The following is a 24,181-nucleotide window of genomic DNA, read 5'->3' as shown; positions in this document are numbered from 1 at the left end:
TTATGATATAATTACTATGATTGAAATAATTCCTTGAAGTTTGTGATGGATTGTGTAATATGCAGTAAAGTCATGAAGGGCTGGTGTTTGGAGTGAAGTATGTTATTGGAATTGATGGGGGAGGAACAAAAACTGAAGCTACTGCCTACACTATTGATGGAGAGGAGATTGGAAGTGGATACTCAGGCCCTGGGAACCTTATTTTAAACGGAGAATGGGCCATTGAAAACATAATAAGCGCAGCAAATGAATGCATGGAAACCACGAATCTGGTTTACAATGAATCAGAATGCGTATTTATATACGCTGGCCTTGCAGGAATAGATGGGGCAGATGTAGCCAAGGCCGAAAAGGCTTTAAGCGATAGGTTTAATGTAGAGACTAAGATAGTTAGCGATGCAGAGATTGCCCTGGCTGCACTTTTAAAGGGGGATGACGGAATATTAACCATATCAGGAACAGGCTCCGTATGCTATGGAATACACGAAGGCAAACTTGAAAGGGCAGGAGGATGGGGACATATACTTGGAGATGAGGGAAGCGGCTACTACATAGCTCTTCAGGCCTTCAAAAGGGCAGCCCTTGAAGAGGATGAATGCATTAAAAAGAGCAGGTTAACTGAAAAGCTTTTAGAGAGGCTCGGAATGAAAAAGGTAAAGGAAATTAAAAAATTTATATATTCCTCCCGGAAGGCAGATATTGCTGCACTTGCGCCTCTTGTGGCTGAACTTGGAGAAGAGGGGGAAGAAAACGCAGTTTCTATTTTGAGGGAAGCGGGAAGGGATCTTGCCCTTATTACATGGAGGGTATACAGGAAACTGGGTTTTAATTCAAAGGTTAAAATCGGGATTAGCGGTGGAATAATCAGGAGAGTTAAATTGGTAAGAAAGGAATTTGAGATGGAGCTTGCAAAATACATTAAGGAGTTTATTATTGTTGATGATGATGTTTCACCTTCAAAGGGAGGATATTATCTGGCAAAGAAATATATAACTAATTAGGGGCGGAGAATCGTATGGAAAAGTATGCTGTGGGGTTAATGTCAGAGACATTCCTTGATGGTGTAGATGCAGCCCTGGTTAGGATAAGAAGGACAATGAAAAAACGGGGAGCGTGATATTTATGAAGGCCATAATCAATGGTAAAATAATCATGGAAAATGAGGTGATCTCAGGAAAGGCACTCTTGTTCGATGAAAAAATAAATGGTATAGTAGACAGGGAAGCGCTTAACGATTTTGAAAATTTGGAGATTATCGATGCAGAGGACAATTATGTTTCACCGGGTTTAATAGATGTGCACATACATGGATCAGGAGGAAGGGACACCATGGAGGGAACAATGGAAGCCCTTGAAACTATAAGCAGGTCTATTGCCGGTAATGGAGTTACAAGCTTTCTTCCGACGACCATGACTATGGACAGGGAGTCAATTTATAGAGCCTTTGATGCTGTAAGGGAAGCGATGAAGATAAATATGCCAGGGGCACAGGTCCTGGGAACCCATATGGAAGGTCCATTTATAAATGAAAAATATAAGGGAGCCCAAAATCCAAAGTATATCGTAGAGCCCGATTATGATTTTATAAAGGATTATCTTGATGTAATAAAAATATTGACCTTTGCGCCGGAAAAGGATGAAAATCACAAATTTATTGATAAAATGAAGGAACATGAAGAAATAGTACTCTCTATTGGACATTCAAATGCTACCTATGCACAGGCCATGGAGGCAATTGAAAGGGGAGTTAGGCATGTAACCCACACATTCAACGCCATGACACCATTAAACCACAGGGAGCCTGGAATCGTTGGTGCAGCCTTTAGAAGCAATATAACCTGCGAGCTTATAGCAGATACCATTCATGTTCATCCAGCAGTGTTTAAGATATTAAAGGATATAAAGGGAAATGATAAGGTGGTGCTCATAACTGACTGTATGATGGCAGGCTGCATGGAGGATGGAGTATATGAGCTCGGTGGACAGAAGGTTGTTGTGAAGGATAGGGCTGCAAGGCTTGAAGATGGCACTTTAGCAGGAAGCGTCCTTACTTTGAACAGAGCTATAAAGAACATGCTTGATAACACCGATTTAGAGGTTTATGAGGCTGTCGCTATGGCATCATTAAACCCTGCAAGGGTTATTGGTATGGATGATGTTAAAGGAAGCATAAAAAAAGGCAAGGATGCAGACCTTGTAATATTCGATGATGAATTTAATGCAATAACTACAATAGTAAAAGGTAATACAGTATTTAATAAAAGATAGGAGTGTGTGCTATGAGAATTATAGTTACTAAAGATTATGATGAGATGAGCAAAGTTGCAGCAAGGATGGTTGCCAGTCAGCTTATACTCAAGCCTGATAGTATACTTGGCCTTGCAACTGGAGGAACGCCTGTAGGTTTTTATAAGGAACTTGTAAGGCTTTACAACGAGGGAACATTTGATTTCAAGGATGTTAAGACCTTTAACCTTGACGAGTACTTAGGGCTTAGTAAGGATAATCCCCAGAGCTATTACTACTACATGATGGAAAACCTCTTCAAGCATGTAAACATAGACCTTAATAATGTCCATATACCGGATGGCATGGCGGAGGATGTTGCCAGAGAATGTAAGGAATATGAAAGGAAGATTAAGGAGGCGGGAGGAATAGACTTACAGGTGCTTGGTATAGGAAACAATGGCCACATAGGATTTAACGAACCCGATGTAAAATTTGAAGCAGAAACCCATATGGTAAATCTGGATGAAGAGACAATTCAAGCCAATTCAAGGTTCTTTAATTCCATTGAGGAAGTCCCAACAAGGGCCATAAGCATGGGAATTAAAACTATAATGCACGCTAGAAAGATTATTTTACTTGCTTCAGGCACAGGCAAGGCAGACATAATCAGGGAAGCGGTACATGGAGGAATAACACCGGATGTTCCGGCTTCAATACTTCAGCTTCATCCAGATGTAACTTTCATACTGGATAAAGAAGCAGCATCAAAGCTTTCCGAATCGGATATAACAGGATAATAAACAGGTATGCGTCAGGCATACCTGTTTTACTTTAATCATTTAAAATCCTTTTATGGCAGTCCATCTCTGCTTCGCAGTGAAAAGTTATAGGATGTCACACCAGTATAATTCAGGAATATTATAAAATAAGAATATTTCATTCCATACCCCTTGAAGGAGGTGGTATTGTGTTCAATCTTATTCCTCAGGGAGGGAACCCTGGCAGCAACTTTCTTGCAAACATGCTTATAGATATATTTAACAATTTATTGTTTGCGCCAACTATTTCTTTGAATGAAGGTATTATGAGTATAGATATAAGGGAAACAAAGGATGCCTATTTTGTTCAGGCAAATCTTCCGGGTGTTACAAAGGAAGGTATAAATGTTGAGTATAATAATAACTATCTTACAATTACTGCAAACAGAAATGAATATGTGGAAAACAGAAATGGGGCTTTTATAAGATATCAAAGGTATGTCGGAGGTATAAGAAAAAGTTTTTACATTGAAGATGTTGATCCATCAAGAATCGATGGAAGATTTGAAAATGGAGTGTTAAAACTTGTTCTGCCAAAGAGGAAAAATGAAAATAAATAGAAGCTGTGTATATTGCAGTGGCGGGTCTTTAGGCCCGCCGGAAACATTTTGATTATCTTTTTAGACTGCCTCTTCCTGTCATAAACTACTGATTCCTCCGATCTGTGATATCATGTTGTTTAGAGTAGTAAGGTGAGATCTATCATCATCCAGCATACCCTTAACCAGGTTAAGGCTTTCATCATCAAGATCGCCCTTCACAACCTCTGTGGCCATTTTGATTCCGACATCTTCCCCGTCATAGGCTCTTTTAAGTATTTGAATATCGCTTTTCTCCCTTCCATCCTTTATGTTCGATATAACCTCCGAAACCCTGCCTATTATACCAACACCATCCACTGGCGTTCCCCCAAGGTTTTGAATCCGTTCAGCTATCATAATAGCATGCATTTTATGATCCTGTTGTATGTTTTGAAGAGTTTTTTTAGCCTCCATATTGTCAACTGATTGTATAAATTTTTCATAACCGTCTATGGCCATGTATTCACCTTTTAGAAGTGTGTTTAATTCGTTTATGGTAGTATTGTTCATTTTATCATCTCCTGTTTTCACTGATTTTATGAAGTATCCCTTGAAATTAAAATAACGCTCTGTTCCAGCTATATTTTCAAAAGACGCGTAATAAAAAAATATATTGTTCTCACAACCAGGCTTGTGCACAGAGGTTCTAAGTGAATGAAATATATTTTTTATCGCAGCGCCTATCTGTATATATTTTCTGCTTTTATTCCAATTGGCTTTTCAGAGTACAAAACGAGTTAACTTAGTTTATTTTTAGCTTATCCTCTGAACAAATAATTATGCAATTTTTCCTGTTGAGTTTTGGGATAAAGGAGCTGTAACTATAATGGATTGAATTTTGGGAGGATGTGAATAAAAACAGGGCTAAGCCTTAGACTTAACCCTGTTTTATGGTACAAGTGTTCTTTGGGAGATTAATCATAGACATTGCATCATGCTGCACGGTATATATCTTCAGGATGAATAGGACATCCTGAAATTAAAAGGGGAATGACCAGTTTTTAATTTAACTGGGGCAATGTTATATTGAAAATTATTTTCAATTAAATATTATTATAACTAAACCCTTTTGTCAATAGTTAAATTTTAAGGTATAAACAAGCAATCAGACAAGAAAAAATCAAGACTTTCAATGTTTCTTCATCAACAGGATAATTATGAATATACATATAGTAGGGGCTGTAAAGGGCTGAGGCTTATATATTAAAAGACGATATAGCTTCCAGATAAACTTATTAAGTTTATGAAATTAATGCTCTATGCTGGGACATTTATTTTAAACATAAAGGAGGGATTGTATGCCATTTAAAGACAGCATATCTAAAATTGCAAAAAGCGTAGAAGGCAGCGCAAAGTATGTTGCTAAAAAATCCGGAGACATGGTGGAAATAACAAAGCTTGGGAGAGAAATAGCATCCCAGGAGGGAAAGATAAAAAATCTGTATTATGAACTTGGAAGGCTGTTCTATGAAAGATATGGCGGTGAAAAGGATTTCGATAAGGATATAAGCGATATTTGTGTTCAAATTAACGAAAAATATAAAATAATTCTAGGAATAAAGGAGAAAATAGCCTCCCTCAAGGGTATGAAAATATGTCCAAGATGTGGTCAGGAACTTGATATCAAAATTGCTTATTGCCCAATGTGTGGGACAAAACAGGAGATGGCTGAGGAGGTTATTGGTGTACAGGATAGAGATGTAAAGGTTGATGAGAATAAAGAACTGGAAAAAGAGTGTGAAAAGGATAATGCATCAGATGAATCAAATGAACATGGGGACGGTTAATAAAATATAGTACATCCGCAGTTGGTGAATAAGAAAAACACAGCGATAAACAAGCTGGTATTAAAGAAAATTTGTGTGTCATGTTTTAAAATACGTTTTTGTATCTGAACCTAATTGCAGAAAAAAAAGATTTAATATCATTACACATCCTCATGGCATAGTGTATCATATTTATGATACACTATGCCATTTTTTAGAACAAAATAGTGTATCAAGGGAAATAATAAATGATACACTATCTTTAAAAGCTTGATTAATCAGCTTGTTTATAACTTGGCACAGTTATTGCTTATAATTAATACTGAAAAATAGAAATCATATTTAAAACATAGGAGGTAATTTATATGAAGGTTCTAATGGTTTGTTCCGGCGGAATGTCAAGTGCTATAGTCGTTAAGGCTATAAAGCAGGAAGCGGATAAGCAGGGATTTCCCCTCGAGATCAAAGCGGTAGGTACCGGGGAGTTCGAAGAGGAGCTCAAGACAGGAGGATATGACCTTGCTATAGTTGCGCCACAAGTAAAGCATAGAATGGATGTGTTTAAGGAGCAGGCCTCAAGTGCTAATGTTCCAATCGAGCTTATAGTACCTATGGGATACACTCCAATAGGCGCTCCTAAGGTCCTGGAACAAATAAAAAAGCATGTAAAGTAATTTGTAAATAGGAAAGGGGGATTTGTTTATGGAAAAATTTCTTCAGTGGATTGAGGCAAAATTTATGCCTCCAATGGCCAAGCTTGCAGAACAAAGACATCTGAGAGCTATCAGAGACGGTATCATCTCCACACTATCTTTAATTATAGTCGGCTCATTCTTCATCATCGTTGCTCAGCCACCTGTTAAGGCATGGTCTGATGCTATAGCACCAAATGCAGGTAAAATACTTATACCCTTTAGATTAACAACAGGGCTTATGGCGCTTTATGCAGCCTACGGTATGGGGTATAGCCTGGCGAAGTCCTACAAGCTTGACGGAGTTTCAGGTGGGGTTCTATCCCTTGCTGCATTCCTTCTCTTAACAATACCGGTTAATGTAGATGCAGTATTAACTGCAGCACAGAAGGCTGGAGTTAAGGGTGCAGCTCCAATAGGTGGCTGGGTACTTCCAATGGCCAACCTTGGTGGAGCAGGCATGTTTGGTGCAATACTTGCCATGATATTTGCAGTTGAAACTCTAAGACTTTTAAAGAAATATCACGTTACAATTAAAATGCCTGAGCAGGTTCCAGAATCAGTTGCAAGATCCTTCGAAGCACTTATTCCGGCAGCAGTTATAATAGTAGTTGTTTGGTTTATTAGGGTATGGCTTAACTTTGACATTCAGAAGTTCTTAATGGATGTATTCAAACCAATTCAGAACGTAGCAGGAAACAGTATCTGGGGAGTAATAGTTCCAATATTCCTTATAACACTACTGTGGGCAGCAGGTATACATGGTGTATCCGTAATAGGTTCAATTTTAAGGCCATTCTGGCTTGTAGCCCTTGAGCAAAATGCACAGGCAGCTGCAGCTGGCACAGCAAGCACTCAGTTGCCAAACCTTGTTCCAGAGCAGTTCTTCCAGTGGTTCGTATGGATCGGAGGATCAGGTGCTACACTTGCTCTTTGCATACTAATGGTGTTCTCAAAATCAGAGTACCTCAAGAGAGTTGGACGATTCTCAATAGTACCTGGAATATTCAACATCAATGAGCCAATTATATTCGGTGTTCCAATAGTTATGAACCCAATACTTTCAATACCATTTATCATTGCACCACTTGTAACGGGTATTGTATCTTATATTGCATCAGCGGCAGGTCTGGTAGGCAGGTTTACAGTGCTCGCACCATGGACTCTTCCAGCACCCTTTGGAGCCTATGCGGCAACCAATGGCAGCTGGGCAGCTGCAATACTAACAATTGTCAATATAGGAATCGCACTTGTTATCTACTACCCATTCTTCAAGATGTATGAGAAGAAAATGCTTGCTGAAGAGCATGCAGCAGCTAATAACCAATTAAGTATGTAAAACACATAGCACCGGGAGTCTTCCGGTGCTATATAACTAAATCTTGCTGCTGTGGCAGCAGCTGTACAAGGTGACAAAAACAGAGCTCTAATGACCTTTGTAAGCCATCTGCTGTTACCATTAGATGAGGTAGCGAAGGGATTTCTAGAGGATTTGTTAAATATAAATAGGGAATATTTGCTGCAGTTTAAATAATACTAGATGATAATAGTGGAGGTAATTAATATGGAAAATGAAATCTTTGAAATAATATCCCATGGTGGAAACGCTAGGGCCTTTGCCTTCGATGCTATAAAGGCTGCTCAGGAGGGAAAAATCGAGGAGGCAGAGGAGCTTCTGAAGCAGGCCCAGGAGGAGCTTGATATTGCCCACAACACTCAGACCAAACTTATACAGGCTGAAATAAATGGACACAACCTTCAGATGAATCTTTTAATGGTTCATGCACAGGATCATCTCATGACTGCCATATCAGAAAAGAACCTTATTGAGCACATAGTGGGGCTTTACAAGGTTTTACACGAAAAATAAATTTACAGGGTTTATAGGGCAATATTCGAAGGGATATTGCCTGGAAATTAAGATTTCTCCAATGTTTTTAAGATAATAGGAGTGATAGTTATGTGGGAAAAATTTTTGTATATACTTTTTTTAATGCTGCTTCTCTTAGGCTCAGTTAAATTTACGCGCATTATGATGAAAAGGTTCAAGCTTAACAGATGGATAATAGGCTTTTCTGCCTTTTTAGTATTGATTATACCTAATATTATATTTGATGAAATACATCCTGCAATATGGTATGGGTTGTCAATTATATTTGCGGTACTTTGTATAATGTTTTTTGAAATTACTAGGACTATGCTTGAGAAAGATGAGTATAAGGGGCTTGTAAAATACGACATGAAAAGAAAGTAGAGTCGCGTCTGATAAAAAATTACGGGGAGGGATGTAGATGAAATATCAAGAGGTTTACAACATCCTTCGAGATTTATGTTTGAAACAAATTAGAGAAACTGGAAAACTGACAGGCTTTAGTACCGAGGAGGTGGCAAATGCCCTCGGAATGAAAAGAGCGAATGTTGCCAGAGAGTTTGGAAAGCTATTAAAGGATGGATTAATAGATAAAAGAGAGGGTAGACCTGTTCTATATTTTATCAAAGAAAATAACAAAGACAACAGTGCAAAATCAATAACTGAAAAAAAGCCAAAGGAAATTTCAAACGTGTTTGACAATGTAATTGGAAAGGACAGGAGCCTAAAGCACCCCATTGCTCTGGCAAAAGCTGCAATAGTTTATCCTCCCAGGGGACTGCATACTCTCATAGTTGGTGAAACCGGAGTTGGTAAATCTTTTTTTGCCAAATGTATGTTTAAATATGCGCTTGAGGTAAAGGTTATAAAGGACAGCAGCCGTTTTGTGGTCTTCAACTGTGCAGACTACTCCAATAATCCACAACTCCTTATGGGACATCTTTTTGGGGTAAAAAAAGGTGCCTATACAGGAGCCATGGAGGATAGAGAAGGAATAATAGAAAGGGCACGGGATGGAATACTGTTTTTGGATGAGGTGCACAGGCTTCCTCCCGAGGGACAGGAGATGCTCTTTACCCTTATTGATGAGGGAAGGTATACCCCGCTTGGAAGTACCAGGGAAGTCAAGATAGATGTAATGATAATTTCGGCAACTACGGAAAATATCAACTCAGCCCTACTTAAAACCTTTACGAGAAGAATACCAGTAACCATATCCCTTCCACCCCTTCGTGAGAGGAGCGAGGAGGAGAGGCTAAAATTAATAGAGAACTTCTTTGAGGAGGAATCCAAAAGAATAGGTAAAAAGATAGAGGTGGAGGATGAAGCCACAACTGCGCTTTTAAACTATGAGTGCCTTAATAACATCGGTGAACTGAAAAGCGATATACAGATAGCCTGTGCCAAGGCTTTTTTAAGGAGTATGTTTACTGATTTTACGGTAAGGATTAACATTGAGGATTTTAGTGAAAAGGTAAGGGCCGGGCTTTTAAAGGCTAGGAAGGTTACTCCTAGAAGTTTCAAGCTTGAGATAAAAAGTTCCGGAGAATCCACAGATGAAGATCCAGGGGATAAGTATAGCCTGTCTACAAATATATATGAATTTATAGAGAACAGAAGCGAAAATCTTAAGGCCAAGGGTCTTGGACAGGATGAAATAAGGCTTAAGGTTTCCAATGAGGTGGAAAGTTTCTTAAATAAGTATCTTGCCAATATAGAGGATAAACATGGTGAGGATGATATAAAGCGCATAGTTAGCACTGAACTCTATGACTTTTTAAGTAGCTTTATATATTTAGCTGAGTACAGGCTCAAAAGAAAGATATCAAGGAATACATTTCTTGGGCTTCTTGTTCATATAGATACCTTTCTTGGAAGGGCAAGGGCAAGCAAAATAATCGAAAATCCAAAACTTGATGAGATAAGAAAGAAATATCCGGAGGAATTTAAGCTTGCCATGCTTCTTGCAGAAAAACTGGAGCAGAGGTATGAGGTTGCGGTTCCGCTGGATGAGATAGGCTTCATTACCATGTTTTTTGCAGCGGACGTGGAAGCGAATACGGGAAGGGTGGCTGTAATAGTTGCAATGCATGGAAATTGTACCGCCAGCTCTATGGCTGAGGTTGTAAATCAGCTTTTAAATACCAACCATACCATTGGCTTTGACATGCCTTTGTCCATGAAGCCTGAAATTGCTTTGGGAAAGATAAAGGAGCTTGTAAAGAAGCATGATGAGGGAATGGGAGCCCTGCTTCTCGTTGATATGGGGTCCCTTAAGTACTTCGATAAGATTATTAAGAATGAAACGGGAATTGAGGTAGTGGCTGTAGATATGGTTACTACCGTAATGGTATTGGAGGCAACCAGGAAAGCCCTAATGAACCAAAGCCTTTATGAGATCGTGAAATCTTTGGATTTTGAAAGTAGATATCTTGCAAATAATGTTGAAAGTGATATTAAACATAGGAAGGACGTTATAATAACAGCCTGTTCTACGGGCGAAGGTACTGCTCAAAAAATTAAGGAATTGATATATACAAAATATGATAAGGAACAATATGACGTTATTAACCTGAGTATAAAAGATAAAGAAGAGTTTAGACGGGCTGTTGAGAATATAAGAATGGAAGCCAACGTTAAAGCAATAATAAGCGCCTTTGAAGTAAATATTCAGGGCGTAGACTACATTCCCATGGATAAATTCTTCAAGGAATTTATGGGCGAAAATTTTGACGCCCATATAAAGGATAAAACACTTATAAAAAATATGGAGTTAGTATACAGGGAGTACCTTGATCTTAAGGATTATGATTATATAATCAATACCTTCATGGAACTTATATCTACCATGAAGTATGCCTTTGATATCCACCTTGACAGTGAAAAGCTCAATGGACTTTTGATGCATTTTGGCTGTCTGATTCAAAAGCTCATGAACAAGGAAGAGACGGATAAATGCAAAAACAAGGAAATAATATTTTCACGCCATAGGGACTTATTTAACTACCTAAAGGACGGTCTTAAGGGACTCGAGGAAAAGCTCAATATACAATTTACAGATGATGATATAGCAAATATAGTTGAAATACTTGTCAATTTGTAGGGATTAAGTACATTTATAAACCTATCTTTCAAGAGGTTCTGTGTCCTTTTATTTATGCAGGTATTGCAGGGCTTGACAGCGATAATTAGGAAGGCACTTGTGAATGCTGCCTTGAACTAAAGGGCATTTGAATTAACAAACGAAACAATAGAAGGGAGTGATGACGGGATGGAAAAATACGCAGTTGGGCTTATGTCGGGGACTTCCCTGGATGGAATTGATGCTGCCCTTGTGAAAATCATGGGTTCAGGGGAGAAAACAAAAGTTGAACTTATTGATTTTACAAACGAGAAGCTTCCTGAAGACATTAAGGACGAGATAAGAAGCTGCTGCCTGGTGGATAAATCAAACGTTGAACTTGTATGCAGCCTTAATTTCAAGCTTGGTTATCTATTTGCAGAGGCTGTCAAAGGAGTATGCAGGAAAGCGGGCTTTGAGCTTGACAGACTGGATTTCATTGGTTCCCATGGACAGACCGTATTCCATATACCGAGGGGGTATGGAAACTTTGTCAAATCAACTCTCCAAATAGGGGAGCCGGCTGTTATTGCATACGAAACAGGTTGCACAGTGGTTTCAAACTTTAGAACAATGGATATGGCAGCCGGAGGAGAGGGGGCACCCCTTGTTCCCTATACAGAGTATTTACTTTACAGAGGAGACAGGAACAGGGCTCTTCAAAATATAGGGGGAATAGGCAATGTAACGGTTCTTCCGGCAAATTGTGGACTTGATGACATGTACGCCTTTGATACTGGACCTGGAAATATGATTATCGACGAGGTTGTAAAAAGGCTGAAGGGTTTAACTTATGACAAGGATGGATCCTTTGCGGCAGAGGGGGAGGTTAATGAACAACTTCTAAAGGAGCTTATGAATATTCCATATATCAAGGCAGCCCCGCCAAAAACCACAGGAAGGGAGCTTTTTGGAAGCCAATTTGTGGACGAGCTTCTTATAAAATGGGGACATTTAAGGGATGTAGATCTTATAGCTACGGTTACAGCCTTTACTGCACATTCGATTGCAGAAAATTATAGAAGCTTTGTATTCCCAAAGCATAAAATAGATGAGGTTATTCTTGGAGGAGGAGGAAGCTACAACAATACCCTTGTTGCTATGCTTAAGAAGCTTCTTCCGGAGTGTAGAGTACTTATTCAGGAAGACCTGGGATATTCCTCCGATGCAAAGGAAGCTATAGCCTTTGCAGTTCTTGCAAATGAGACCTTGAATGGAAATGCAGGGAATGTAATCGGAGCTACAGGTGCAGTGGAGAGAGTAATACTTGGAAATATAACGCCAGGAAAAAACTACTTTAGGAGGAAGTAATATGAGAAAGTTAGGAATTTCAATATATCCAGAAAAGGCAAGCTTTGAGGAGAATTTAGCTTACTTAAAGCTTGCACATAAGTATGGCTTTACAAGGGTGTTTACCTGCCTTTTATCAGTAGCAGGGGACAAGGAAAAGATAGTACAGGACTTCAAGGATATTATATCTGAGGCTAACAAAATTGGTATGGAGGTTATTGCAGACGTAAGTCCAAGGGTGTTTGGAGACCTTGGAATCAGCTATAAGGATCTTACCTTCTTTGCTGATCTTAAGGCCTATGGTATAAGGCTTGATATGGGATTTAGCGGGCTTGAGGAGTCGATAATGACCTTCAACCCCTTTGGACTCAAGATAGAAATAAACATGAGCAGTGGAACCAGGTATATTGAAAATATAATGAGCCACAGGCCAAACCTTGAAAACATGCTTGCAAGTCACAACTTCTATCCCCATAGATATTCAGGCCTGAGCTATGAACATTTCATAAAGTGCAGCAGACAGTTCAAAGAGCTTGGAATAAGAACGGCTGCCTTTATTTCATCAAACGCAGCAAACTTTGGGCCATGGCCTGTAAACGAGGGGCTATGCACCCTTGAGATGCACAGGGAGCTTCCAATAACAGTTCAAGCAAAGCATCTCTGGGCAACTGGGCTTATAGATGATATTATAATAGCCAACTGCTTTGCCTCTGAAGAGGAGCTTAAGGCCCTTGGGGAAATGGATAGAGAAATGTTGAGCTTTGAGGTTGAACTGGTGGATAATATTCCTGAAATAGAAAGAAAGATAGTTCTCGAAGAGCTTCACTTTAACAGGGGAGACGTTTCAGAGTATTTAATAAGGTCAACTCAGAGTAGGGTTAAGTACAAAGGACATGAGTTTGTACCCTTCAACACCCCTGATATAAAGAGGGGGGATATACTTATAGATACTTCACTTTATGGACATTACGCAGGAGAGCTTCAGCTTGCCCGTAAGGATATGAAGAATTCAGGAAAAACAAACGTTGTTGGAAGGATTAGAGAAGAGGAGCATTTTCTTCTTGATTTCATTGAACCATGGCAGAAGTTTAAACTTACTTTGAAGAAGTAGATTAAAAGGAGAGGCGCAAATGGATGTAAAGGATTTGGCAAAGCTAGCTACGGAAAGCAGAAACCCCAATACAATGAATATAGACAGGGTAAGCACCCTTGAGATGATAACCATGATAAATGAAGAGGATAAGAAGGTTGCCTTTGCGGTTGAAAAAGCCAAAGAGGATATTGCAAGGGCAGTTGATCTTATTGCTGAAAGAATGCAAAGGGGGGGAAGGCTCATATATGTAGGAGCAGGTACCAGTGGAAGGCTTGGTATACTCGATGCCTCCGAGTGCCCTCCAACCTATGGAGTTGACTCTGAACTTGTACAGGGCCTTATAGCAGGAGGGTATACAGCTATATTCAAGGCAGTGGAGGGAGCAGAGGATGATGCCGAGCTTGGCAAGAGGGAACTTATGGAAAAGAACCTCAATGAGAGCGATATAGTGTGTGGAATAGCGGCATCAGGAAGAACTCCCTATGTAATAGGGGCAATGAAATACGCAAGGGAAGTTGGAGCAGCTGTTCTTTGTATTACTATGAATCCTGAAAGTGAAATGGCCAAGTATGCTGACATTCCAATTTCCGTAGTTGTAGGCCCGGAGGTTATAATGGGATCAACAAGGATGAAAGCAGGAACTGCTCAAAAGATGATTCTCAACATGCTTTCAACAGGGGCTATGATAAAGCTTGGGAAGGTTTATGGAAATCTTATGGTGGACGTTCAGCCATCCAACGAAAAGCTTGTAGCAAGGGCTAGAAGAATTGTGAAGCTTGCAACCGAGGCTGAGGATAACCTTATTGAGCAGGTACTTGATGAAACAGGATATAATGTGAAGTTAAGCATATTAATGATTGAGACAGGGCTTCCTAAGGAAGAGGCTAAAAAGCTCCTGGAGAAAAATAGGGGATATATTGCAAAGGCTTTGGATGAATTTGAAAATAAAATATTGAGTGTATCATCAGTTTAGAACTGTATCAAGTTCTAAAAATGTTAGAAAATAGAATGAATAATCAATAGATAGTTAAAAAACTGCTTGTCCATTGACAGGCAGTTTTTTAATAATAGCAAACAATCTACAGCTAAAGTGTATCAAATTATATTCACAAAATTGTATCAATTCAAAATTTAAAAGATACACATATTGGAGAAATCAGTTTTACCATGGATTACTAAACATGGCATGTTTTTTGCTTCTACATTAAGGTGAGAAAAATGTAAAGGGGGGTCTTTTTTTGAAACAGTTTAAAAAATTAAGATCAATTTCCTTAATCATGGCTTCAGTTGTGACCTTTTCAATGTTTGCACCTAATTTAAGAATAGCTAAAGCCTATGATGGAGAATTGGTGCCGCTATTTAAGTATGGTACACAAACACCAATCACATTACATAATAATCAGATTCAAATTCCAAAGGATCCAGCGCATCAAAAGAGACAATTCAGGAGTGCATGGGTATCTACAGTTGATAACATTGACTTTCCAAGCAAAAAGGGATTAACCCAGGATGAGTTCAAGGCTGAGTTCAGAAAAGTTTTAGATGATTTTGAAGCTCTAAACATGAATGCAGTTACTGTTCAGGTAAGGCCAAAGCTTGACGCCTTCTATAAGTCAGATATAAATCCATGGTCTGAATATCTAACGGGAACACAGGGAAAGGATCCAGGTTGGGATCCATTGCCATGGATGATTGAGGAAGCTCACTCAAGGAACATGGAGTTCCATGCATGGTTCAATCCATACAGAGTAACAAATACATATAAACCAAACGATACTATACAGCAGATGCTTGATACACTTGCGCCGAACAATTGGGCAAGGCTTCATCCTGAATATGTAGTTAAGTTTGATGGAAAGCTTCTTTTAAATCCAGGTGAGCCTGCAGTTATGCAGTACATTGCTGATTCTATAGTAGAAGTTGTTGAAAAGTACGATGTAGATGCAATACATTTTGATGATTACTTCTACCCCTATAAGGTAACTAGAAATGGGGTTACATACTATTTCGGGGATGCTGGTGAAGACAAGGCTACCTTTGAAAAATATGGGACAAGCTTTACTGATATAAAGGAATGGAGAAGAAATAACATCAATACCATGATTAGCATGGTTTCAAATGCTATAAAGGCAAAGAAGCCATATGTTAAGTTTGGTGTAAGCCCCTTTGGTATATGGGGGCATTATGACAACCATCCGGCAGGAAGTCCTGAGGGAGAAGGTTCACATACACCTGTAACTTCCTCTGCAAGTTATGACGATATATATGCAGATACAAGAAAGTGGGCTAAGGAAGGAACTATAGACTACATAACTCCACAGATTTACTGGGCATTTGGCACTACAGCCGCGCCCTATGGAGAACTTGCTGACTGGTGGGCTAACGTAGTTAAGGGAACCAACTGCCAGCTCTATATTGGACATGCAAACTATAAGATTAATTCGTCTGATACTGACTGGAAGAATCCAGAGGAAATAGGAAACCAGCTTAAATTTAATGCTCTATATCCTGAAATAAAGGGAAGCTCTTTCTTCAGCTTAAAGCAATTAAGACTTAATAATTTAGGAGTAACAGACAAAATCAAGAACGAATACTTCAATACTAAAGCTCTTGTTCCAACAATGCCATGGCTTGATAATAAGGCACCAAACAAGGTGGGAAGAGTCATCAGCACGAAGGCTCAGGATAAGGGGATCGAATTATCTTGGACAGATGCAGCAGATAATGATTCAACCTATTATGTAATATATAGATTTGAAGGAAAGAAACTTGGAGATATTGAAGATCCATCAAATATTCTTGCAACAGTTAGAAGAACTGCAGGACAAACATCCTTCAATTATGTAGACAAAACTGCAGATAGTTCAAAGGAATATGTTTATCAGATAACAGCCGTTGACAGGCTCCATAACGAAAGCAAGCCATCAGTTTCCTTCTATCCAATGGCCCTTGAGCTTCAGGAAAAGATAATGGCAAAGGATTCGGTAAACAAGACATTAGACCTTGAGTACAGAGGAGTAGTTCAGCTTGCTGACAACTATATAGTTTATCAGGTAATCAATGGAAAAGCCTTTGAAAGGTCATTATCTGATGTAATGGTCGGAGCGGAAAATATAAAGGTTTATCTTAACAGTGAAGAAAAAATTGATATAATCGTTATCGACGGAAAAACTCCTGTTAATAACATGAGAATAGGCTTGAGAAGCAATGTTAATGATCCATCAAATCCAGCACTTCTTGATTACACACAGGTTGATATGAAGGCTGCAGATGGATTTAAGCTAATTGATAAAAAGGCTGACAGAAGCTTTGATATAGCAGCTGACGAACAAATAAGCTTCACAGTTGACAAGAACACTATTCAAGTTACCAAGAATGGAATAGTGCTTTACAGGACAGATAACAGACTTTATGCAGTTCCAGCAAATAAGGATGCTAAAATCACTATACCGAGTTTAAAGAGAGGTTATGGTGCACCAGGTTACAGAGGAACAATAGAAATAACCCTTTCAAAAGATAATACAAAACTAAACCTTATAAATGAAGTACAGCTTGACGACTATCTCCTCCAGGTAGTTCCAAGTGAAATGCCTGCATCCTTTGGACTTGAGGCTTTAAAGGCCCAAGCAGTAGCTGCAAGAACCTATGCGCTTACTGACTATTACAGCAGCAGGTTTGCGGAGAGAGGCTTCCATGTGGATGACAGTACACTAAGTCAAGTTTATAATAACAGTGCTGAAAACCCAACAGCCACACAGGCAGTAAATGAAACCAGGGGTATAATAATGAAGAGTGGCAATGAGCTTGTTGACGCAAGATATTATTCAACTTCAGGAGGGTACAGTGCTGCCAAGCATGAGGTATGGTCAGACCCAGTTACTAACAAGTTCCCAGGAACACCACTTCCATATTTAATTGGAAAGAGCTATACTTATGATCCAGCGGACAATACAAAGATGCTTACCATAGATACTCAGAACGAAAAGGCTATAGCTGATTTTTATAAAAATCTTTCTCTTATATCCTATGATCTGGATTCGGCATGGTTTAGATGGAAGGTTGGTCTTTCAAAGACTGAATTTGAAAATACTGTTAACAAAAACCTGCAAATAAGATATGCAGCTGATCCGTTATTCATTCTGACAAAGGACGAAAGTGGAAACTTTATAAGTAGGCCAATTCCTGCTGAAGGCATAGGTCAGTTTAAGAATATGTATGTTGCAAAGCGAGGTGAAGGCGGCAATATAATGGAGCTTGTAATTGAAGGTACGACTGGAACCTACAAGATAATCAAGGAATTCAACATAAGGTTTACAATAAGGCCAACTAAATCTGATACACTTGGTTCTGATGTTTTACTTTACAGGGCACCTGGCGGCTCCTCTTCATACACTGGAACACTGGCAAATTACAGTATACTTCCATCAGCATTCTTTACATTTGATATAGAGAAGGATGCAAACAATAATATTATTGGAGTAACCTTCTATGGTGGTGGAAATGGTCACGGGGTAGGCATGAGCCAGTATGGTGCAAAGGGACTCGCTTCAAAGGGAGCTACATTCACAACAATATTAAATACTTTCTACACTAATGCAAAGCTTGTAAACGTATACGATGAAAATTCATCAACAGAAACCAAGTCTCTAAGCCTTCTTATATCAGTGGCTGAGAAGCTATATGATAGTGCTGTTGAAGGTACAAAGGCAGGAGAATATCATAAAGGATCAAAGGCAGTATTTAAAGCTGCGATTGATAAAGCCCTTGGGGTGTTAGGTGACAGCAATTCGGATAAGGCAGCATTGGATGCGGCAGTTGTAGAACTGAAGGCGGCGATAGACAACTTTAACGCAGCAAAGATTACTGAAGAACAGGCAGCACAGTTTGCCAGGGAAAAGGCAGCAATCGATGCAATAGCAGCCCTTCCAGAGGTAGATAAGCTAACTCTGGAAGATGAGGCAGCAGTAGCTAAAGCAAGGGAACTAGTAATAGCAGCAAACAACAATGCTAACATAACAAATCTGGATAAGCTTGTAGCAGCAGAAAATAGAATAGCAGAGCTTAAGAAAGCAGCAGAGGAACAGGCAGCAAGGGAAAAGGCAGCAATCGATGCAATAGCAGCCCTTCCAGAGGTAGATAAGTTAACTCTGGAAGATGAGGCAGCAGTAGCTAAAGCAAGGGAACTAGTAATAGCAGCAAACAACAATGCTAACATAACAAACCTGAATAAGCTTATAGCAGCAGAAACCAGGATAGCAGAACTTAAGAAAGCAGCAGGCGATGATGAAGATAGTGATAATGATATGGAAAAAGATAAGGACAAAGAAGGAAAGCTTCCTAAGACTGGTGGAATGTTTGACGCTAATGCGGTGGCAGGATTGGGACTTTCACTAATTTCAATAGGTACCACAATAGCTTATATAAAGGGAAGAAAGGGAAATAAATAGTTTTATAATATATAAAGGGTGTCTCGGGTTATCGAGTCACCCTTTATATATGTAGATATTATTTACCTGGATTGAGGAAAGAGCCAATTGATTGCCTCGTCTTAGTTAATTTCAGCTGGCAAGTGGGACGGTTAATAAAATATAGTACATCCGCAGTTGGAGGGTTAATTAGTTATATTAAGGATTTAGAAATATGAAATTTCCACAGTTAATAATTAAAAATAAAAACATCATTTTTGTGATGAATTTTGCAACAAATTCAATGAAAGGGATGTTTTTTAAAAAAAGGAGTTAAAGGAATTAACCGTCCCCTAGAGGATGGACATATATATGGGTATCACAATGAGGCTTGCAAGTGTGCTTATGGTTATCATAATAGCTGAGTATTCATGATCTGCCCCATAGGCCTTTGAGATAATTGCAGTTTGTGTCATAACAGGCATTGCAGCCTGAATCACGAATACCTTTTTCATAAGGTCAGGTATGGGGAAAAAGTATGCAAGGGCCAGTATAGTAAGTGGTGATATTACAAACCTTCCAATAATAAGAGCAATCATATCCATGTCTATCTTTACATCCCTGAGCTTTATAGAGTATATGGTAATACCTATAAAAAGCATTGAAATAGGCGTTGTAAGGTTTCCAAGGTATTTAAAGGTATCCATTAAAAAGGTGGGAAGCTTAATATCTAGAAATATAAAAATGACGGCTACAATAAAGCCCATTAAAGGCGGAGAAAATATTCTTCTTACAGTTTCCAGTGTGAAAATGCCGCTTCCTTTGCCGGAACCATCCCTGCTTATTCCATATACTCCAAGGGTCCAGAATAAAGTTGTATTAGCTATGTAGTAAAGAAGAACATATGGAACGCTGACATCTCCAAAGAGTGCCAGATTTATTGGAAGTCCTATGAATATGGTGTTTGAAACAAAAAACATGGAATGAAATATTCCAAGCCTCTCTTTTCTTACCCTTATAAGCCTTGATACTAACCTGCCTATTAAATAAGTTATCAACATTGAAAGAAATGGCACTATAAGCCCGCTGGCCGATGAAATTAACTTGTTCCTGTCAAAGTTAGTCATCAAGTTGGAAAACATAAGCGGCGGAAGGGAGATGGTAGTTACAAGTTTTGCAAACAGCTTTGATACATCATCATCAAACCATTTTTTATAGGTAAGATAGTATCCAAGAGAAATCATTATAAATATGCTTAATATGCTTTGAAGAGAATTTAAAATTATCAAAACCCACAACTCCCTTAAATTTAATATTATATGTAAAATTCATATATATTAATACATAAAACCCGGATGATTTCATGTATTAAAGAAATAATATTTAAGATTTAGGAATGTGTATCTTTGTATTTATGTGAAATACTTTAAATTTCTTTAAATTAACTCGTTGTGCTAAATAAATTTACAGATCAGCGCTGCGATAAAAAATATATCTCATTCATTAATGAGCTTTAGCAAAGAAGTTCTAAAGCTCATTTTGTATATTTTTTATCTCCGCTTCTTTGAAGTAACAGCAAAGTTCTGGTTCTATGAATTGCAGCAGATTGCAACTATAGGCCATCTGAAAGTGAAAATAGATGAAATTTCTATTATATCAGATATTTACCATTATGTATTGAATAAATTAAATAAAATGGATTAATATGGCTATATACAAAAAAATTGATAATTTGAAATTGTGATTTACAAGGAATACAATAAATGTATGTTATTGGGGGTGAGCGTATGGAGCATGCAATGGAAGAAATAATTAAAAACATCATTCACATTGATAAAAGCGCTGTTGAGTTGAGGGAGAAGCTTGAAAATGAGATAAAAGACAGGAAGAGTAAAATTGATGATGAGGTAGAGAAGCTGAGAAGTGAAATCATAAATTCGGCACTTGAAAAAGCTGAGAAGAAAAAGGACGCACAGATTAGGGATGCCTGCAATGAAGCTGAGCTAATAAAGAAATCCGCAGAAAAGAAAGCTCAGAATATGTATGAAAAGTATATAAAAAACAGGGATAAATTTTTAGATGAAGTCTTTAAGGAGATTTTTTCGGGCAGGTGATTGTATGGCTAAAGGTTCGATGTATAGAGTGGTGAATACCAAGATAGCCTCCATGTCCTCAAGGCTTTTAAGGGATGAAGATTATAAAAAAATGATTGCACTCAAGTCACCTTCAGTGATAGCCCTCTATCTTAAAGAGAATACTGCATATGGAGATTTTTTTAAGGACCAGGATCCTAATCTGATGCATAGAAATGAAATTGAAAGACTTCTAAAGGAAGGCCTTATCAATTTAATGGATAAGCTGATTCACTATTTCAACGGGGATTACAGAAATTTTTTTAAGTGTTTTTATTTAAAGTATGAGATATACGATCTTAAAAGGATTGCAAGGCTTGTACACATCGACAAAAACTTTGAGCATTTAAGGGAAAACCTTGTATTTGCTGGTAAGTATAGATATATCGATATGGATATGCTTCTCAAGGCCCAGAGCATTGAAGAAATAATAGAATCCCTTGAAGGAACTGTTTATCATCCCTTTTTAAAAAATCTCGTTAATGGAAGCACAACTGAAACCTTGTACAGGTTTGAAATGGCACTTGATAAGGCCTATTTCAGCATACTGGAGGAGAACGTTAAAAAGATTTCAGAGGAGGATCAAAGGGCTTTTTACGATCTTTACGGAAGCTATATTGATATGCTCAATATCCAGTGGATATATAGAGGAAAGAAGTATTATAAACTGACACCTGAGGAAATATTTAATTACTCCATAAATAGGGGCAACAGGTTTAATTATAAGAAAATCAAGACCTTCTGCTATGCAAAGGATACCAATGAGCTCTCAAAGATGATAGAAAATACTCCCTACGGATTTATGCTCAAGGGTGACAGCCTTCAGGACATATTTATGGAAAGACGAATGAACAGGTTTATGTATTTCAGGCTAAAATCAGCTAAAAAGAGGTTTAAAATGGATATATCCATTCTACTTAGCTTTATGGAACTTATTGAGTTTGAAATAAGGGATATAATATCCATAGTTGAAAACGTGAGGTATGGAATGGAATATGAGGAAGCCAAAAAGTATTTAATTAAGGCCATATAGTATTTGGGGGGGTTCTATGGCGGTTGAAAAAATGGAAATGGTAAACATAATAGGGCATATGGAAAATGTGGATGAAATTGCAAAGAAAATCATACTTTCATCCTCGGTTCATATGGTAAACTCCATAACGGAAATAAATCAGAACAACTTTCCAATCCTTCAGGCACAGGATGAAGTGGATGCCTTGATAGATTATAACTATATAAGGCAGTATAATTCGAAGAAGGATATTGGAAGTGTTGAAGCAAAGCTTAGGGCGATATGCGAAATATTTGAAATTAAAAACAAGGTTTATCTATCCCACATAAGGGAAAGCTACAATTTTCAAGAGGACATAAAGGCCATTGATGAAATATATCAGATCGTTGAGGAGAAACATGAAAGGCTTCTCAGTTTAAACAAAGAAAATGATGAGCTTATGATTTTAGAGGAGTATCTATCATATCTTAAGCATATCGATATAAACCTGTCAGAACTAATGGGTATGAAATACATGAAGATGAAGCTGGGCAAGCTTTCAAAGTATAATATGGATAAACTAAAGAAGAACTATGAAAACATATCGGCAATAGTTTTCAAGCTTTACACAGATATAGAATATGTATTAGTTCTAATAGTTGTTCCACAATCCGTTGAAATAGAGGTTGACAGAGTTTTAAAATCATTGAACTTTGATGAGTACATCCCTGCTGTAAAATATGAGGGTTCCCCTGCAGAATGGATTGAAAAGCTTAATATAAGGAAGCAGCAGATAGAGAGTGAAATCAGATATATAAAATCCTGTTTACTGGATATAAAACACAAATATATGAAGGATATACAAAAATACTGTTCAAGGCTTGCTATGGAATTCAAGATAGAGGAACTTAAAAGCCATATAGCCTGTACAAGAGAGTTTTTTTATCTTACAGGATGGGTACCAATTTATAAAAAGAAGGTGCTTTTAAACAGCCTTGGAGAATGTCAGGATAAGCTTATCATCATATTTAAGGAGGTAAAGGAAACAAGGGAGGGCCTTGAACCTCCGACCTGTTTAAAAAACACCAAGCTTTTAAAGCCCTTCGAAACCATTGTTAAGCTTTACGGTATACCTTCCTATAGAGAGCTTGATCCTACTGCCTTTCTGGGAATAAGCTACATGCTTCTCTTTGGAATCATGTTTGGGGATGTGGGACAGGGGTTTTGCCTGTTTCTTGCAGGGGAGTTTCTCTACAGAATAAAAAAACGTGTCAACCTTGGAGGAGTACTGGTAAGGCTGGGATTCAGCTCAACCATATTCGGCTTTCTATATGGAAGCATATTTGGATTTGAGGATATACTCGAAAACTATGTGTTAAAGCCTATAAGGCCTATGGAAAACATAAATTCCATGCTTATAGGTGCAGTAGTTTTTGGAGTAATACTTCTATCGGTTGGATTTATATATAATCTTGCAAACTCATATAAAAACAGGGATATAGAAGAGGGGCTGCTAGGCAGAAATGGACTGGCGGGACTTATGTTTTACTGGATTTTGTTCTATTATGTAGTATCAAGAGTCATGGCTATGGAAACCTTCATTCCTGGTGAGCTCATAACAATTATACTTGTATCACTTCTTATTGTAATGCTCCTTAAAGAGCCACTTGCAAACCTTATAAAGGGAGTAAGGCCTTTATACAGTGAGTCTAAAGCTGATTACTACATTGAAGGAGGATTTGGAGTTGTTGAGACGCTCCTTACCATGTTCAGCAACACGGTGTCCTTTATAAGGGTTGGGGCCTTTGCAATAAACCATGTCGGTCTATTTATAGCCTTCGATACCCTGTCAAAGATGATGTCAAATAGGGCTGAGAGTGCACTGGTTATAGTGCTTGGAAACCTTGTTATCATTGGCCTTGAGGGATTGATAGTTTTCATACAGGGCCTAAGGCTAGAGTACTATGAGCTTTTCAGCAAGTATTATAGCGGTGCAGGTTATGAATACAGCCCATGCCACCTTGAAGGCATAGCTCATTCAAAAAAGAGAAGGCGAAATATAAATATAAAATCCAGAAAATCAATTCAAATAAATATATAGGCAATTGCAAAACTCATTAAAATTTTAGCTGAAAAATTAGCCTTCTTTAAAAAAACAGGAATTTAGACAGGGAGTTTTAAACAAAGAAAGAA

At 38.2% G+C, this 24,181-nt stretch carries 20 protein-coding genes; 18 read left to right on the top strand and 2 right to left on the bottom strand.

Annotation, left to right across the window (positions count from 1 at the left end):
- Positions 1 to 83: 83 nt before the first annotated feature.
- The 4 genes from EDD71_RS10100 (at position 84) to EDD71_RS10085 (ending at position 3,607) form a co-directional block, all read left to right on the top strand.
- On the top strand, positions 84 to 1,001 hold the full coding sequence (locus tag EDD71_RS10100) for a BadF/BadG/BcrA/BcrD ATPase family protein (RefSeq protein ID WP_207669329.1): 918 nt from the start codon (positions 84 to 86) through the stop codon (positions 999 to 1,001).
- Positions 1,002 to 1,122: 121 nt separating this feature from the next.
- A complete protein-coding gene (gene nagA, locus EDD71_RS10095; RefSeq protein ID WP_133628618.1) occupies positions 1,123 to 2,268 on the top strand; it encodes an N-acetylglucosamine-6-phosphate deacetylase in 1,146 nt (381 codons plus the stop codon).
- Between the two features lie 11 nt (positions 2,269 to 2,279).
- Positions 2,280 to 3,026: a glucosamine-6-phosphate deaminase gene (gene nagB / locus EDD71_RS10090; protein ID WP_133628617.1), complete on the top strand. Its 747-nt coding sequence runs from the start codon at positions 2,280 to 2,282 to the stop codon at positions 3,024 to 3,026.
- 170 nt (positions 3,027 to 3,196) lie between these two features.
- A complete protein-coding gene (locus EDD71_RS10085; protein ID WP_133628616.1) occupies positions 3,197 to 3,607 on the top strand; it encodes an Hsp20/alpha crystallin family protein in 411 nt (136 codons plus the stop codon).
- Positions 3,608 to 3,685: 78 nt separating this feature from the next.
- On the opposite strand, the gene EDD71_RS10080 is transcribed toward EDD71_RS10085, so the two are convergent.
- The gene (locus EDD71_RS10080) at positions 3,686 to 4,138 is read right to left on the bottom strand and encodes a DUF2383 domain-containing protein (RefSeq protein WP_133628615.1); all 453 of its coding nucleotides are present in this window, start codon (positions 4,136 to 4,138) and stop codon (positions 3,686 to 3,688) included.
- 788 nt (positions 4,139 to 4,926) lie between these two features.
- Between EDD71_RS10080 and EDD71_RS10075 the strand changes: the two genes are divergently transcribed.
- The 10 genes from EDD71_RS10075 to EDD71_RS10030 all read left to right on the top strand — a co-directional run bounded on the left by EDD71_RS10075 (position 4,927) and on the right by EDD71_RS10030 (position 18,907).
- The gene (locus EDD71_RS10075; protein ID WP_133628614.1) at positions 4,927 to 5,415 is read left to right on the top strand and encodes a zinc ribbon domain-containing protein; all 489 of its coding nucleotides are present in this window, start codon (positions 4,927 to 4,929) and stop codon (positions 5,413 to 5,415) included.
- Positions 5,416 to 5,759: 344 nt separating this feature from the next.
- On the top strand, positions 5,760 to 6,068 hold the full coding sequence (locus tag EDD71_RS10070; protein ID WP_133628613.1) for a PTS sugar transporter subunit IIB: 309 nt from the start codon (positions 5,760 to 5,762) through the stop codon (positions 6,066 to 6,068).
- A 28-nt stretch (positions 6,069 to 6,096) separates the two neighbouring features.
- Complete coding sequence (locus EDD71_RS10065; protein WP_133628612.1) at positions 6,097 to 7,425, top strand: PTS sugar transporter subunit IIC; 1,329 nt, start codon at positions 6,097 to 6,099, stop codon at positions 7,423 to 7,425.
- A 225-nt stretch (positions 7,426 to 7,650) separates the two neighbouring features.
- Positions 7,651 to 7,956: a PTS lactose/cellobiose transporter subunit IIA gene (locus EDD71_RS10060; protein WP_133628611.1), complete on the top strand. Its 306-nt coding sequence runs from the start codon at positions 7,651 to 7,653 to the stop codon at positions 7,954 to 7,956.
- 90 nt (positions 7,957 to 8,046) lie between these two features.
- Positions 8,047 to 8,340: a hypothetical protein gene (locus EDD71_RS10055; protein WP_133628610.1), complete on the top strand. Its 294-nt coding sequence runs from the start codon at positions 8,047 to 8,049 to the stop codon at positions 8,338 to 8,340.
- 37 nt (positions 8,341 to 8,377) lie between these two features.
- Positions 8,378 to 11,059 (top strand): sigma-54-dependent transcriptional regulator, encoded by a 2,682-nt coding sequence (locus EDD71_RS10050; protein WP_133628609.1) that lies wholly within the window; start codon positions 8,378 to 8,380, stop codon positions 11,057 to 11,059.
- 168 nt (positions 11,060 to 11,227) lie between these two features.
- Positions 11,228 to 12,388, top strand: coding sequence for an anhydro-N-acetylmuramic acid kinase AnmK (gene anmK, locus EDD71_RS10045; RefSeq protein WP_133628608.1), 1,161 nt, complete (start codon positions 11,228 to 11,230; stop codon positions 12,386 to 12,388).
- A gap of 1 nt (position 12,389) precedes the next feature.
- Complete coding sequence (locus tag EDD71_RS10040; RefSeq protein ID WP_133628607.1) at positions 12,390 to 13,478, top strand: DUF871 domain-containing protein; 1,089 nt, start codon at positions 12,390 to 12,392, stop codon at positions 13,476 to 13,478.
- A 19-nt stretch (positions 13,479 to 13,497) separates the two neighbouring features.
- Positions 13,498 to 14,433: an N-acetylmuramic acid 6-phosphate etherase gene (gene murQ, locus EDD71_RS10035; protein ID WP_133628606.1), complete on the top strand. Its 936-nt coding sequence runs from the start codon at positions 13,498 to 13,500 to the stop codon at positions 14,431 to 14,433.
- 265 nt (positions 14,434 to 14,698) lie between these two features.
- Entirely contained in the window at positions 14,699 to 18,907 is a 4,209-nt protein-coding gene (locus EDD71_RS10030) for a family 10 glycosylhydrolase (RefSeq protein ID WP_133628605.1), read from the top strand.
- A 311-nt stretch (positions 18,908 to 19,218) separates the two neighbouring features.
- Here EDD71_RS10030 and EDD71_RS10025 read toward each other — a convergent pair whose 3' ends face one another.
- A complete protein-coding gene (locus tag EDD71_RS10025; RefSeq protein WP_133628604.1) occupies positions 19,219 to 20,154 on the bottom strand; it encodes an AEC family transporter in 936 nt (311 codons plus the stop codon).
- Between the two features lie 217 nt (positions 20,155 to 20,371).
- Here EDD71_RS10025 and EDD71_RS15370 point away from each other — a divergent pair, with 217 nt between their 5' ends.
- From EDD71_RS15370 to EDD71_RS10010, 4 genes are all read left to right on the top strand, one after another.
- The gene (locus EDD71_RS15370; RefSeq protein WP_166636436.1) at positions 20,372 to 20,569 is read left to right on the top strand and encodes a hypothetical protein; all 198 of its coding nucleotides are present in this window, start codon (positions 20,372 to 20,374) and stop codon (positions 20,567 to 20,569) included.
- An 83-nt stretch (positions 20,570 to 20,652) separates the two neighbouring features.
- A complete protein-coding gene (locus EDD71_RS10020; protein ID WP_133628603.1) occupies positions 20,653 to 20,979 on the top strand; it encodes a hypothetical protein in 327 nt (108 codons plus the stop codon).
- A 19-nt stretch (positions 20,980 to 20,998) separates the two neighbouring features.
- Positions 20,999 to 22,030 carry a V-type ATPase subunit gene (locus EDD71_RS10015; RefSeq protein WP_166636435.1) on the top strand — a complete coding sequence of 344 codons (1,032 nt, stop codon included), beginning with the start codon at positions 20,999 to 21,001 and terminating at the stop codon, positions 22,028 to 22,030.
- Between the two features lie 16 nt (positions 22,031 to 22,046).
- Complete coding sequence (locus EDD71_RS10010; RefSeq protein ID WP_133628601.1) at positions 22,047 to 24,089, top strand: V-type ATP synthase subunit I; 2,043 nt, start codon at positions 22,047 to 22,049, stop codon at positions 24,087 to 24,089.
- Positions 24,090 to 24,181: the final 92 nt, after the last annotated feature.

The sequence above is a fragment of the Fonticella tunisiensis genome, from assembly GCF_004364155.1.
Lineage (GTDB): Bacteria > Bacillota > Clostridia > Clostridiales > Caloramatoraceae > Fonticella > Fonticella tunisiensis.
This window is presented reverse-complemented; position numbering and strand designations above follow the sequence as displayed.